The organism is Mesorhizobium sp. C432A (assembly GCF_030323145.1).
Classification (GTDB): Bacteria; Pseudomonadota; Alphaproteobacteria; order Rhizobiales; family Rhizobiaceae; genus Mesorhizobium.
In genome coordinates, this window is record NZ_CP100470.1 from 5,264,621 (window position 1) to 5,277,974 (window position 13,354).

16 protein-coding genes are annotated in these 13,354 nt (G+C 62.7%); 3 read left to right on the forward strand and 13 right to left on the reverse strand.

Annotation, left to right across the window (positions count from 1 at the left end):
• Positions 1–55 precede the first annotated feature (55 nt).
• From NLY33_RS25905 to NLY33_RS25925, 5 genes are all read right to left on the reverse strand, one after another.
• A complete protein-coding gene (locus NLY33_RS25905; RefSeq protein ID WP_023684727.1) occupies positions 56–529 on the reverse strand; it encodes a molybdenum cofactor biosynthesis protein MoaE in 474 nt (157 codons plus the stop codon).
• A 4-nt stretch (positions 530–533) separates the two neighbouring features.
• Positions 534–791 carry a molybdopterin converting factor subunit 1 gene (gene moaD / locus NLY33_RS25910; RefSeq protein WP_023673448.1) on the reverse strand — a complete coding sequence of 86 codons (258 nt, stop codon included), beginning with the start codon at positions 789–791 and terminating at the stop codon, positions 534–536.
• 1 nt (position 792) lies between these two features.
• Positions 793–1,389, reverse strand: a complete 597-nt coding sequence (gene pgsA / locus NLY33_RS25915; RefSeq protein WP_023673449.1) for a CDP-diacylglycerol--glycerol-3-phosphate 3-phosphatidyltransferase — start codon at positions 1,387–1,389, stop codon at positions 793–795.
• A gap of 170 nt (positions 1,390–1,559) precedes the next feature.
• Positions 1,560–3,635, reverse strand: a complete 2,076-nt coding sequence (gene uvrC, locus NLY33_RS25920) for an excinuclease ABC subunit UvrC (protein ID WP_023705337.1) — start codon at positions 3,633–3,635, stop codon at positions 1,560–1,562.
• Positions 3,632–4,396, reverse strand: coding sequence for an SDR family oxidoreductase (locus NLY33_RS25925; RefSeq protein WP_023705338.1), 765 nt, complete (start codon positions 4,394–4,396; stop codon positions 3,632–3,634). The genes uvrC and NLY33_RS25925 overlap by 4 nt, the downstream gene beginning before the upstream one ends.
• 411 nt (positions 4,397–4,807) lie before the next feature.
• Between NLY33_RS25925 and NLY33_RS25930 the strand changes: the two genes are divergently transcribed.
• Complete coding sequence (locus NLY33_RS25930) at positions 4,808–5,458, forward strand: outer membrane protein (RefSeq protein ID WP_023673452.1); 651 nt, start codon at positions 4,808–4,810, stop codon at positions 5,456–5,458.
• Between the two features lie 63 nt (positions 5,459–5,521).
• Here the strand turns inward: NLY33_RS25930 and NLY33_RS25935 are convergent, their stop codons facing one another.
• From NLY33_RS25935 to NLY33_RS25945, 3 genes are all read right to left on the reverse strand, one after another.
• Positions 5,522–6,118, reverse strand: a complete 597-nt coding sequence (locus NLY33_RS25935; RefSeq protein ID WP_023705339.1) for a glutathione S-transferase family protein — start codon at positions 6,116–6,118, stop codon at positions 5,522–5,524.
• Positions 6,119–6,459: 341 nt separating this feature from the next.
• Entirely contained in the window at positions 6,460–6,849 is a 390-nt protein-coding gene (locus NLY33_RS25940; protein ID WP_023673454.1) for a hypothetical protein, read from the reverse strand.
• A 581-nt stretch (positions 6,850–7,430) separates the two neighbouring features.
• Positions 7,431–7,958 carry a DinB family protein gene (locus NLY33_RS25945; protein ID WP_023705340.1) on the reverse strand — a complete coding sequence of 176 codons (528 nt, stop codon included), beginning with the start codon at positions 7,956–7,958 and terminating at the stop codon, positions 7,431–7,433.
• Positions 7,959–8,020: 62 nt separating this feature from the next.
• Between NLY33_RS25945 and NLY33_RS25950 the strand changes: the two genes are divergently transcribed.
• Positions 8,021–8,644 (forward strand): TetR/AcrR family transcriptional regulator, encoded by a 624-nt coding sequence (locus tag NLY33_RS25950; protein WP_027048822.1) that lies wholly within the window; start codon positions 8,021–8,023, stop codon positions 8,642–8,644.
• Between the two features lie 95 nt (positions 8,645–8,739).
• Here the strand turns inward: NLY33_RS25950 and NLY33_RS25955 are convergent, their stop codons facing one another.
• The 5 genes from NLY33_RS25955 to NLY33_RS25975 form a co-directional block, all read right to left on the reverse strand.
• Complete coding sequence (locus tag NLY33_RS25955) at positions 8,740–9,186, reverse strand: hypothetical protein (RefSeq protein ID WP_023673457.1); 447 nt, start codon at positions 9,184–9,186, stop codon at positions 8,740–8,742.
• A 202-nt stretch (positions 9,187–9,388) separates the two neighbouring features.
• Positions 9,389–9,811 (reverse strand): VOC family protein, encoded by a 423-nt coding sequence (locus NLY33_RS25960; protein WP_023684718.1) that lies wholly within the window; start codon positions 9,809–9,811, stop codon positions 9,389–9,391.
• Positions 9,799–10,302, reverse strand: coding sequence for a MarR family winged helix-turn-helix transcriptional regulator (locus tag NLY33_RS25965; RefSeq protein ID WP_023705343.1), 504 nt, complete (start codon positions 10,300–10,302; stop codon positions 9,799–9,801). The genes NLY33_RS25960 and NLY33_RS25965 overlap by 13 nt, the downstream gene beginning before the upstream one ends.
• Before the next feature lie 239 nt (positions 10,303–10,541).
• Complete coding sequence (locus NLY33_RS25970; RefSeq protein WP_023705344.1) at positions 10,542–11,390, reverse strand: 23S rRNA (adenine(2030)-N(6))-methyltransferase RlmJ; 849 nt, start codon at positions 11,388–11,390, stop codon at positions 10,542–10,544.
• Between the two features lie 7 nt (positions 11,391–11,397).
• Positions 11,398–12,012: a hypothetical protein gene (locus tag NLY33_RS25975; RefSeq protein WP_023708607.1), complete on the reverse strand. Its 615-nt coding sequence runs from the start codon at positions 12,010–12,012 to the stop codon at positions 11,398–11,400.
• 182 nt (positions 12,013–12,194) lie between these two features.
• Between NLY33_RS25975 and NLY33_RS25980 the strand changes: the two genes are divergently transcribed.
• On the forward strand, positions 12,195–13,352 hold the full coding sequence (locus NLY33_RS25980) for an ATP-grasp domain-containing protein (protein ID WP_027048820.1): 1,158 nt from the start codon (positions 12,195–12,197) through the stop codon (positions 13,350–13,352).
• Positions 13,353–13,354: the final 2 nt, after the last annotated feature.

A 13,354-nucleotide genomic window follows, 5' to 3' on the forward strand; every position in this document is an offset into this window, starting at 1 on the left:
TTTGCCGATGCGATTTGGCCAAGGGAATGCGGTCAATACATGGCTGCGCCGAGATTTATTCGGGCCGCGCCTTCCAGCGCGCCGCAGCCTGGTCGTCGGCGTCCTTGGCCTCGACCCAGCCGCCATCGGTGCCGTCCACGCGGTGCTCCTTCTTCCAGAAGGGTGCACGCGATTTCAGGAAATCCATCAGGAAATTGGCCGCTTCGAACGCCGCCTGCCGGTGCGAGGACGCCGCCACCACCAGCACGATGTTTTCGCCCGATGCGATCTTGCCGTGGCGATGGATGACGGTCAGGCCTTGCAACGGCCAGCGCTGAAGCGCCTCGCCGGCGATCCGGCTGATTTCGGCCTCGGCCATGCCTGGATAGTGCTCGAGTTCCAGCGCCGACAGCTGGCCCTGCTCGTCGCGGCAAAGTCCTGAGAAGGACACCACGGCGCCGATGTCGGCGCGACCCCCGGTCAGTTTCGCGATCTCGGCGGCAACGTCGAAATCGTCGCGCTGGATGCGCACCGTCGGCGCGCCGGACATGGTGTCAGCCCCCGGTCATCGGCGGAAACAGCGCGATCTCGCGCGCGCCGGCTATCTTCTCGCGATGCTCGACATGTTCCTGGTTGATGGCGACGCGGATCACATCAGGATATTGCAGCGCGTGCTCATATTCCTCGCCACGCGATTTCAGCCAGCGCAGGAGGTCGGCCACCGTCTCGATACCGGCGGGCAGTTCGACATCCTCTTCCGGCTTGCCGATCCGTTCGCGCACCCAGGCGAAATAAATGAGCCGGGTGATCATCTCACTCGTCCATGATGTGCTTGAGGCCGGCGCGGAAATAGTCGTAGCCGGTGTAGAGCGTGACGAGGGCTGCGATCCACAGCAGCACCAGTCCGGTCTGCGTGGTCAGCGGGAAGATCTTGTCGCCGGCAGGCCCGGCCAGCAGGAAGGCGATGGCGACCATCTGGATGGCGGTCTTCCATTTGGCGAGCTGCGTCACCGGCACCGAGACTTTCAATGCCGCCAAATATTCGCGCAGCCCCGAAACCAGGATTTCGCGGCACAGGATGATGATTGCCGCCCACAACGACCAGCCTGCGATGCCGGCATGGCGGTCGGTGTCGGCGGCGAGCAGCAGCAGGCAGGTGGCGACCAGCAGTTTATCGGCGATCGGATCCAGCATCTTGCCGATGTTGGACGTCTGCTGCCAGGCGCGCGCCAGATAGCCGTCGAGATAGTCGGTGATCGAAGCCAGCAGGAAGATGATCAACGCCGACCAGCGGGCGAAGTCGCTCGATTTCAGATGCCCCTCGAGAAAAAAGCACAGCACCACCAGCGGCACCGCGACGATGCGGGCATAGGTAAGCATGTTAGGCAGGTTGAACGCGCGCTTGGCCATATCTCAGGGACTCTTTCTGCCTGCGTACTCAAATCAGAACCGGATGTAGGGGGTCAACAGGCGAGATTCGATTGGCCAGACGAAAATAGCGCGCGATTGCCGGGATTCGAGTGGCCTGCGAGAAAAGAACGGCTGCTGCCATTTGATCGGGACAGCGGCGTCACCGGCGCTCAGCTCTCATGGAAATGATTGTAGACGAGCTTGGCGACCTGCTCTGAAATACCGTCGACCTTGACCAGATCCTCGACTGCCGCGCGGCTGACCGCCTTCGCAGTGCCGAAGGCCAGCAGCAGCGCGCGCTTGCGGCCGGGACCGATGCCGGCGATCTCGTCGAGCGGGCTCTTGACCAATTCCTTCTTGCGCCGCGCGCGGTGCGAACCGATGGCGAAGCGATGCACCTCGTCGCGCAGCCGCTGGACGAAATAGAGCACGGGATCGCGGACGGGCAGCGAAAACGAGTCCCTGCCTCTGACGAAGAAACGCTCGCGGCCGGCATCGCGGTCCTGGCCCTTGGCGATGCCGATGGCCGCCACGCGATCCTCGATGCCGAGGTCGGCGAGGATCTTGCGCACCGCGCTCATCTGGCCCTGGCCGCCATCGATCAGGATGACGTCGGGCCAGGCCGGGAAGCTGCCGGAGATGTCTTCTTCGATGTCGTCGCCTGCTCCACCGGCTGCCGCGTCGTCGGGAACGACATCGCCATGTTCCTTCAGCAGCCGCGAAAAGCGCCGTTCCATCACCTCGCGCATCATGCCGAAATCGTCACCGGGCGTGATCTCGGTCGAGCGGATGTTGAATTTGCGGTACTGGTTCTTCACAAACCCTTCCGGCCCGGCGACGACCATGGCGCCAACGGCGTTGGTGCCCATAATATGCGAATTGTCATAGACCTCGATGCGCACCGGCGGCTTCGGCAGGCCGAAGGTCTCGGCAAAGCCGGCGAGCAGCCGGCCTTGCGTGGAGGTTTCGGCCAGGCGGCGGCCGAGCGCCTCGCGGGCATTCTGCAGCGCGTTGTCGGTCAAATCCTTCTTCTCGCCGCGCTGCGGCACCGAGATCGACACTTTACGGCCGGCGCGGGTGGACAGCGCTTCGGCCAACAGTTCCTGATCCTGGACGCCTCGCGACAGAAGGATGTTCCGTGGCGTCGGCTTGTCGTCATAGAACTGCGCCAGGAACGAGCCCAGCACTTCCGCCCCCTCCAGTGCCGGATCGGCCTTGGGGAAATAGGCGCGGTTGCCCCAGTTCTGGCCGGTGCGGAAGAAAAACACCTGGATACAGACCTGGCCGCCCTCCTGATGGATGGCAAAGACATCGGCCTCGTCGACCGTGGCCGGGTTGATGCCCTGATGGCTCTGCACATGGGACAGTGCAGCCAACCGGTCGCGATAAATGGCGGCGCGTTCGAAATCGAGCTCCTGCGAGGCCTGCTGCATGGCGGCAGAGATTTCGGTCTTCACCTTCTGGCTGCGGCCCGACAGAAAATCCTTCGCCTCGCTGACCAGCTCGGCATAGTCGCTATGCGAGATCTCCCCGGTACATGGACCGGCACAGCGCTTGATCTGGTAGAGCAGGCACGGCCGGGTGCGGTTTTCGTAAAAGGAGTTGGTGCAGCTCCTGAGCAGGAAGGCGCGCTGCAGCGAATTGATGGTGCGCCCGACCGCGCCGGCCGACGCAAAAGGTCCGAAATAGTCGCCCTTGCGCGATCGCGCACCGCGATGCTTGTAGATGCCGGGCGAGACGTGATCGCCGGTCAACAGGATGTAAGGGAACGACTTGTCGTCCCGCATCAGCACATTGAAACGCGGCCGCAAGCGCTTGATGAGATTGGCCTCGAGCAGCAGCGCTTCGATTTCGGTGCGGGTGACGACGAACTCCATCGTCGATGTCTCGCGCACCATGCGGCCGATGCGGGCGGTGTGGAACCGGCCTTGGGCGTAGTTGGTCACCCGCTTCTTCAGGCTGCGCGCCTTGCCGACATAAAGCACGTCGCCGGCAGCGTTCATCATGCGGTAGACGCCGGGCGCATTGGGCAGCCGCTTGACCAATGTCTGGATGACCTCGGCGCCGACCATGCCGTCGGCGTCGCCGGCATGCGGCGCCCAGTCTATCGCTGTGAAGGCGACATCGGGCCCGGTGGCCTCGGGCTCGACGATCTCCTCGACCGCTTCATCCTCAAGGTTGATCTCGGGCGGCATATCGTCGGCGGCGCCGGCGCGCGTCTTGTGTTTCTGGTCTGCGGGACTCATTCCACCATGCCTGTCACATCCGGCGTCTGCCATGCAAGATGCTGGCCGCCGTCGAGCGCGATCATCTGGCCGGTCACCGAGCGCGCATCCCAGAGATAGCGGATGGTGGCGCCGAATTCGGCCAATTGCGGGCCGCGCTTCAGAATCAGGCCGTCGACCTGCTTCTGGAAATCATCATCGTCCTGGCGCGCATTCTTCAGCGTCGGACCGGGACCGATGGCGTTGACGCGGATGCGCGGACCGAGCGCCTGTGCCAGCATTTCGGTCTGCGTCCACAAGGCCGACTTCGACAGCGCATAGGAGAAATAGCGCGGCGTCGGCCGCCAGACGCGCTGGTCGATGATGTTGACGATCAGCCCCTCCTGCCCTGGCGGCAAGGCGCGGGCGAAGTTTTGCGCCAACAGCGCCGGCGTCTTCACATGGATGGCGAAGTGAAGGTCCCATGCCGCCCAGTCGAAGTCCTCGACGCTATCGTCGACGAACAGCGACGCATTGTTGACAAGAAGCGTGACCGGGCCGAGCGCTGCCGCGGCGCGGCCGACGAGATCGCCAACCGCATCCATGTCGGTCAGATCGGCGGCTACCACGCCGGCGCGGCCGCCTCCGTCCCTGATGTTCGCAGCCAGCGCGTCGGCCTCGGCGGTCGAGCGGTTGGCGTGGATGGCGACGGCAAAACCGTGCGCGGCCAGATCCTCGACGATCGCCTTGCCGATCCGCTTCCCCCCGCCCGTCACCAGCGCCGTTCCGGCGGCTTCGATCATCTGTCAATCCTCAATCTGCGCCTCAATTCGGCTGGCGGCACATTGTGACGCGTCCAGGGGTTAAATGCCGTTTCCACCTGGGGCAGGAATGTGGCGAAACGGCTTTTTCGCCGCCGGCACCGCCCCGGATTCGGGTCGGCAGGACCGCAATATAGGACGCTGAACCCGTTGCACCAAGCCGAGTGCAGTGCAGCATCGCCTGCGTACTGACATTTCGCTGTTGCGAAGATGCAACGTCAAGCTTCGGCCTCATTCGTGCCGGGGAATGACCCATTTTCAGGTTCGCTGCCGCCGCATTTTGACACGACATTCGGAACCGTTGAGTGCCAGATCCGTTTCACCCCCCGGACGGGTTGATGGCGCTCAGGACAAACAGGCCTACGTGTCTTGTGGCTTAAGGAGTAAACAACAATGCAAACCAATCTCAAATTCGCGCCGCTCGCGGTTGCGCTCGGGCTCTTCGCCCTCAGCGGTACCGCTTTTGCTGCCGATGTCGTCTCGGAAGAGCCCCCGGCGCCGGCCCCGATCGCCGAGCTCCCCGTCGCTTCCTGGGCCGGCCCGTATGCCGGTCTCAGCGCCGGCTACGGCTTCAGCGGTCATGCCAAAGTCCAGGACGGCGGCCCCGACATCAAGACCAAGGGCTTTGTCGGCGGCGTTTTCGGCGGCTACCAGTGGCAGCAGGAAAACTTCGTGTACGGTGCTGAAGCCGATCTCGGCTACAATGGCGTCAAGGGTGACAGCGGCGGCGTCAATTCCAAGGGCGGCTTCGAAGGCTCGCTGCGCGCCCGTCTGGGTTACGCCGTGACCCCGGAAATCCTGCTCTACGGCACCGGCGGCGGCGCCCTGAAGAACCAGAAGGTCTCGGTCCCCGGCGACAGCGACAGCAACACCATGCTCGGCTGGACGGCCGGCGTCGGCACCGACATCAAGATCACCGACAATGTGTTCGGCCGTGTCGAGTACCGCTACACCGACTTCGGTTCCAAGAGCTTCGACAGTGTCGGCACCAAGGTCAAAGAGAGCGACAACCGCGTCACCTTCGGCGTCGGTATGAAGTTCTAACTGTCGTTCAAGCCACGACACAAGAAAGCCGGGCCTCGCGCCCGGCTTTTTTTGTTTCGCCCGTCAGGCCGGCACAGCCACCTTCAGCCCCGGAAACTTCTCATCGAAACGCGCTGCCCAGCGGGTCAGGCGGCCGCGGCCCTTTTCCCATTTGCCGGCGAAGCGCAGAGAGAGATAGCCGAGGCAGGCACGCAACGCCAGCTGGCCAAGCGTGATCTTCTTCGGCAGCTTCGGCGGATTGGCGTTGAGGAAATCGAGTGCGGCGGTGATCTTGGTCCACTGGCGATCGAGCCAGGGTTGATAGACCATCTCCTCCGGACGCGTGCGCCGCTCATAGACCATCGACAGCGCGCAGTCGCATATGCCGTCGGCCAGCGCCTCCAGCACTTCGGCCTTGAGGCGCTTGTCGGCATTGCGCGGCAACAACAGGCTCTTGGAAGCGCGGTTGAGATGCTGAGTGATCGCGCGGCTGTCGTGGATCGAGCGGCCGTCGTCGAGCACCAGCACCGGAATCTTGCCGAGGGGATTGGCTGACATCAGTTCAGCAGGCTTGTCCTCGGTCTTGACCGGCACCAGCTCGACGGCAATGCCGGCATGGAGTGCTGCCATGCGCACCTTGGAACTGTAGGGGGATGAGGACGCGTAGAGCAGCTTCGGCATGATCGGTTCCCTGTTTTCGGACGGCCAGTGCATGTCGCTCAACAATGCGGCTCCGGTCTTGAGAACGACGCGCGTAAAACAAAGGTCTAGAGCGCGTCGCCTGAACCCCATCGAATGCGACCGCCTTAGTGTTGGCCGATCTTCCCTGAGGGAGCAACTGCCAGAAGGGCAAAACCAGGCGGCCAATCCGCCGACAATGAAATCGCCAATGCATGTCTCACAGAAGTGGCCTCAATTTCGAGAGAACGACATGGATCAAAACAAGGCCTAAATCACCACAAAAAAGCTCCCGGGAATCTGCCAGTCGGCAAAGTTCCCGGGAGCTTTGAGATGGAACGTCGTTACTTCTTCTTGGCGGCTGGCTTTTTGGCCGGTGCAGCCTTCTTCACAGCTGCCGTCGACTTGGCGGCGGCGGCCTTCATCGGAGCCTTGGCGGCGGGTTTTGCCGCTGCCTTGGCTGCCGGCTTCTTGGCGGCGGGCTTGGCTGCTGCCTTCGCAGCAGGCTTCGCCACAGCCTTGGCGGCCGGCTTCTTGGCGGCGGGTTTCGCTGCTGCCTTGGCGGCGGGTTTTGCTACTGCCTTAGCTGCCGGCTTTGCCGCTGCCTTGGCGGCCGGCTTTGCCGCTGCCTTCGGTGCTGCCTTCTTTACTGCTGCAGGTTTCGCGGCAGCTTTCGGTGCCGCTTTCTTTGCCGGCGCTTTCGCCGCCGGCGCCTTCGTCGTGGTCTTTGCCATGCGATGCCCCTTGCGTTTGTGCCGATGGCCGTGAGTGACCCGGCGAGCTAATGCATATCTGACTCGTGCGTATCTAGCCAGCGAAGCATTACATAGAATTTCGCAGATTAAGTTTCGGTTACGCTGAGAGCATGATCGCAATGATCGGCACAGAAATCGGCAAGAAATCTTCCCGCTTCGCAGCGAACTGTTGCGAGAGAAATCTCTGATATCGCGACTCACACGTTCTTCTCGTCAAGCTCACATTCTCTTGCAACGCCGTCGATCTCACGCGGTCATCGGCGGCCTATTGGATGGCAACAATCATCGCACCGCAGAGGCTGATCTTGCTTCATCCCCACGGTTGCAGGAACAGCACTAAACTAAACGCGAGCTTTTTACTCGTATATCGAAAGTGGTTGGATGGAAGCCAGGAAAGACAGTACTTGAAGGGACAGCCTGTTGTGTTGGACGTTTCCCAGACGAGAAGGGAGGTCGCCAGCTTCGGCGCAAGAGATGCCCAACGGAAATGGGAAACGAAAGATCGGGGAATCCTCCTCCCGGGAAGCCGCGGTCCCTTGGAAGCCAACGGGTGCGGGCCCCTAAGCGCCAACCCGTTCGCGCACCTGCAGCCGGCGCGAAGGCTCGGCGTGGTGGAGGTGGACGGCAAACGTATCCCACGGCGGCGCAATGCCGATCTGCATCAGGATCCGCCCGATCTCGCCGCGGTGATAGCCGCCATGCGTGACGACATGTGTCAGCATTTCCTGGCGTGACATCATCGCCCTGTCGCCGTCGGTGAAGGTGAAAGGCACAGGCTCTGACATGAGCTTTGGCGAGACGGCTTCGATATAGTCGAGATACCAACGATCCACCGCAGCGACATCAGCGCTCAATTCATCGAGTGCCGGTGTGTCCTCGGTGTTGTCGGACGCATAGCCATGACGCGTGCCGGAAAGATGCGCGGCGAATATCTTCGATACGACAAGGTTGTGGTTGATGAGACGGGTCGCCGTGTGGCGCTGATCGACATGCTCCTGCTGGTCGAGGCCCGCAAGCTTCTGCAGCAATTCACCATTCGCCCAGGCTTGATAAACGAAGAGGCTGCGGAGCAAATCCAGCGCGTCCATGGTCTGTATCCTTTGCAAAAAATGTGAGTATATTATCTATATTCTTGGCTGCTGGAGCAGACATGTCTACTCGCATTGCAAAGCCGCGCTCACGCATGCGCAAGCAGCCGCGCCAGGCGCGTTCGAGAGCGACGGTCGAGGCGATCATCGAAGCCGGTGCTCATGTTCTAAGCGCGCTCGGCTGGGCCGGCTTCACCACCAACAAGGTGGCCGATGCGGCCGGCGTCAGCATCGGCTCGCTCTATCAATATTTTCCCGACAAGCTGTCGCTGGTCGAAGCAATTCGCCGGCGACATTTCGATCAGGTGCTGTCGGTGATCGCCGAATCAACAGAAGGCGACAAGCCGCTCAAACGATTCGCGCAGGAGCTGGTGCGCGGCATGATCGATGCGCACAGCATCCATCCGACGCTGCATCAGGTGCTGCTCGACGAGGCGCCGGGCGATCGCGGCTCACGCGCCGCCCATGCCTCGTTCCAGTCGCGCTATCTTGATCACTACACGGCGGCGGTGGCGCAATATCGCAGGCGCAGAAAGGACAATGAGACCGTGGCCCGGGTGCTGTCCTCAGCGGTCGAGGGCGTCATCCACAATGCCGCGCGGCGAGACATGCTCGACTTGCCGGAACTGCAGAAGCAGTTGGTCGAGCTGATCTGCGCTTACGTATCTGGTGGGAAGGCGATGTGAGGCAGCGGCAGCAGTTCGGAGATTGGCGAAACCGGAGCGACATCAGATCTCCCCTTGCGGGAGATAGCAGGTTCAACGGCGGTTCTTATCCGACCTTAGCGCAGGACGCGGCAGCGGCCGTTGTAGACCATCCAGCGGTCGAAGCCCGAGACGCAGAATTCGACATTGTCGCCGATCGAGGCAAAACCCTGGCCTTCCTCGATCAAGTACCAGATGGTGCGGGCGCGGCCATCGGAAAGGCTGACGGTGGCGCCGCAATAGCGGCGGCCGATCGGCCATTCTTCGCTGGCCGGGAGATAGCGATGCTGGTGGATGCGTTGGAAATCGGTGATCGAAACATCCGGCAGATGCGGCACGTGATGCACCTGGTAGGAGAAGCGGCTGGAGATCTTGCTTAGCACCCAGGCCTCGCCGCAAACGCCGCTGTCCTCGTCGGAATAGACGGAAAGATCGGCGGCCTGCGCTGGCTGGCCGAGGGGTGCGGCCAGCGGCGTGCAAAGCGAAATCAGGGCAGCAAGAGCGGATTTGGCAAAGCGAGTCATGGCAGCCTCTCAAAGGTCGACTGCGCCCACTTTGCGGATTCGGCGGCGCGCGGTCAAGCGGTCGCGCTGCCGATGGTTTCCCGCTCCGCAACCGGTTTTTCCGGTGCGAAGCTGCGAAACCACGTCCTGACGTTTGAAAAAGCTCGCCTTGCCCATTAGGAAAAGCGGCCTGCCCATGGCCGGCGGGCCGCCGAAACCCGGTTCAGCCTTGCTTGGCGTCGCCCTGCGGTATGGCGGCCGGGTCCATCCACATCGCTTCCCAGACGTGGCCGTCAGGATCGGCCAGGCTGCGATTGTACATGAAGCCATAATCCTGCTGGGCGTTGATGTCGGCGGCGCCGCCATTTTTAGCCGCCGCCTCATTCATCGCATCGACCGCCGCGCGGCTGTCGCAGGACACGGCAAGCATGACCTCGCTCGAGGTGGCCGGTGGGATGGGGCGATCGGTGAACTGACGCCATTTGGCATGGGTGAGCAGCATGACGTTGATCGTTTCGCTCAGCACCATGCAGGCTGCGGTGTCGTCGGTGAAGTGCGGGTTGTTGTCGAAACCGAGAGCTTTGTAGAAGGCCATCGACGCAGCGAGGTCGGCGACGGGCAAGTTGACGAAGATCATACGGGGCATAGCGTCTCCTTGACAGTACACAGTTGAAACCGGACCGGCGTTGCGCCGGACCATCCTCCGATGCCTTCTCTCAACGCACCGGTTTTGCTTTGCCGCGCACCCTCTCGGTCTGCGCCTTCTGCATCGCTTCGACCTCTTGATAAGCCGAGCAAAAACTGCATCTCGGCCGCCGAATATTTCTCCAGCAATGCGTCGCCCGCCTCGAGGATCGGATGGTAGCAGCGCCGGACGAGTTCCTCGGTGCCCGCCGCGACCATGACCTTGCGCCTGTCATCGGGATCCGGCTGGCGGCTGACGAAGCCGCGCTTTTCCAGCCGGTCAATCAACGTCGTAACCGCCGCCGGCGTGAGATTTGTCTCCCTCGCTACGACGTTTGCCGGCCGCGGGCCGTGACTGATCGCGCCGAGACAGCGGCGCTCGGCAGCGCTCAGCACATAGATTTCGGCAACGGTCCCATCGAACGTTTCAACGGCATCCTGCCAGCGCGACATCGCGAAGCCTATCGCGTTGACCCGTTCCTTTTTTGTCGATCTTGGCTTCGATTCGAAATCTAATAATTAGACATCTATCTATCTGATTCTGGGATTAGCGTCAACGCCAAGCCGATTAGATGTGCATCTCCATGGTTTCGGTTCGTTGAACACAGCTGAGCATTCGCGGATGGCGCCACCGTCAAAACTTCTAGCGACTTTGTGTCTTTGCCGCGGGCGTCGCCCGCTGCGAAGCGTCGCTACTCCCCGGCCAGCCATTCCAGCGACCAGTGCGCCGGCTTTTCGACCGCCAGCAATCTGTGCAGGACCGGCAGCACGATGCGCAGTTCGCGCTCCAGCGTGAAGGGCGGGTTGACCACCACCATGCCGCTGCCGTCGAGGCTTGGTTCACGCGATGCCGGCCGGATCTCGAACTCGATGTCGAGCAGTTTTGGAACGCCGGATTGCTTGAGCGCCTTGCGGAAGGCGATGATCGCTTTGCGGTCCTTGATCGGATACCACAGCGCGTAGATGCCACCCGGCCAGCGCCTGTGCGCTTTCTGCATTCCGTCGACCAGGCGGTCGAATTCGCCGGCTTCTTCGAACGGCGGATCGATCAGCACCAGGCCGCGCTTTTCCTTTGGCGGCAGATGCGCGCCAAGCGCCAGCCAGCCGTCGAGTTCGATCACCCTTGTCTGGAAATCGCCGGCAAACAGCGTCTTCAGCCTGGCAGCATCTGCGTCGTGCAATTCGATCGCCGACAACCGGTCCTGCTTTCGCATGAGGTACCTGGCGATCAATGGCGAGCCCGGATATTTCTTCACCCCGCCATCGGGATTGAGCGAACGCACCGCTTCAAGATAGGGGGCAAGCAGCGCAGCCGCCGATTTTTCGATCGGGGCGTGGATGAGGCGGCCGATGCCGCCTTGCCATTCGCCGGTCTTTTGCGCTTCCGCCGACGAAAGATCGTAGCGGCCAATGCCGGCATGAGTGTCGACGACACGGAACGCCTTGTCCTTTTGCTTCAGATAGTCGAGCAGAAGGCTGAGCACGACATGCTTGACGACGTCGGCGAAATTGCCGGCGTGATAGGCGTGACGGTAGTTCATGCTGCGCTCATGTCGAGGAGCCTCTGCCCCAACGCGGCGGTGGCGGCTTCGAGTTCGGGTTCTCCGGCCGGCGACCGCCGAAAGCCAGAGTAAGCAGGAAGCCGATCAGGCCGACGGCCATCAGCCCATAGCCAACCGGCCGTGCGCGTTGATCGATCTCACCGGCGCCGGAGCGCAGTATCAGATCCACTGCGCGTATCGGGATATCGTCGGCGTCGCCCGGGCCGGCGGTGAAGAGATAGGCGCCTGGACTGACGGTTTCGATCACGCCGGCCTCGTCGCGAAAGATCTTGTCGGGCAGTTGCGGGCTGACCTGGCGCGGATTGTCGGCGTGGTTGAATTGCAGCGTCGAGGCAAGCACCGTGCGCCCGGCTGTGGCGGCAGTCAGCGTCAGCACGGTGCGCTGCTGCGAGACAATGCGCTCGGCCTTTGCCGTCAGGTCGACCAGCACTCTGACCGGCGCGTCGCCAGCTTTCAGCGTCACCGTCACAGGCCTAAACCGTCCCTGGTCGTAGACGCGCCAGGTGCCGATCTCGTGGCCGGAGAAATTGCTCATGGCCCAGGGATAGACGAAGCCACTGGCGGCGCCGGCAAGCAGTATCAGGACAAACAGAAAGCGCATTGAGGAGATCCGGGTGTTCGACAGATTGCCAATAACGCCCCGAAGGCCAAAAAGCGATGGCTGACGCAGCGGAGCCACCTTTGTGGAGTGCGTTGGCGGCACGCAAGCCATGTGGCACTTATGGCGAATGAAGCCTTCCGCAGAAGCATCGACTCGTCTTTTCCAACCGATGCCGGTGGCTCATGCCCAATAGCACCGTGCTGATCACCGGTGCCCGCGCGCCGGTGGCGCTGCACCTGGCGCGGCTGCTGCATGGCGCCGGTCGCCGGGTGATCCTGGCCGACAGCCCGGCCCGGCCGATCGCCGCAGCGAGCACGGCCTGCGCCGCCTACCATCGCCTGCCGCCGCCGCGCTTTGCCGCCGACGCCTATGCCAAGGCGGTGGAAGCGCTTGTCCGCGCGGAAGGCATTGAACTCGTTATCCCGACCTGCGAGGAAGTCTTTTATCTCGGTCGTCTCTGGCAGCACCGCGCCATGCCGGCCCGCCTCTTCGCACCCGAGATGGCGATGCTCGCCCGCGTTCACGACAAGCATGCCTTCATCCGGCTGGCGCAGAGCCTTGGGCTCGACGTGCCGGAAACGATACTGCTGCAAAGCGAGGCCGATCTCGACGGCGTTCGTGGCCAATCGCGCGAATTGGTGTTCAAACCTGTGTGGTCACGTTTTGCCCGTGACGTACTGCTGCGGCCATCGCCGGACGAACTCGACGCCGTCCGCCCCTCGCCCGCCGCTCCTTGGGTGGCGCAGCGCTACGTCGCCGGTGAAGAGATCAGCGCCTATGCGGTGGCGATCGAGGGTGAACTCAAAGCGCTGGCGCTCTACCGTTCGCTCTATCGCGCCGGCAAGGGCGCCGGCATCTGTTTCGAGCCGGTCGAGGATATCGCGGCGCGGCGCTTCGTCGAAACCTTCGTCGCCGGCGCCGGCTGGACCGGCCAGATATCCTTCGACCTGATGCGCGAGAACAACGGCAGGGTGCTGCCACTGGAGTGCAATCCGCGCGCCGTGAGCGGCCTGCACTTCTTTCGCGATCCGCGGCGCTTCGCCGACGCGGTCCTGGAGGATGGCGCCGAGGTGAAGCCCGACGTGACGGCGCCGCAGACGGTGAGGCTTGCGATGTGGATCTACGGGATGCCGGCGGCACTGCGCTCCGGTGGTCTCGGCAGCTTTCGCCAGGCGATGCACGATGCCGATGAGCTGCTCGACTGGCCGGGCGACCCCGCGCCGAAGCGGGCGCAGTGGCGCACGCTGGCCGAGATCGCCGGCACAGCACTGCGCCAGCGCATCAGCCTTCAGGCCGCGTCGACGCGCGATATCGAGTGGAATGGGCCGGAGCAGGACTGAAT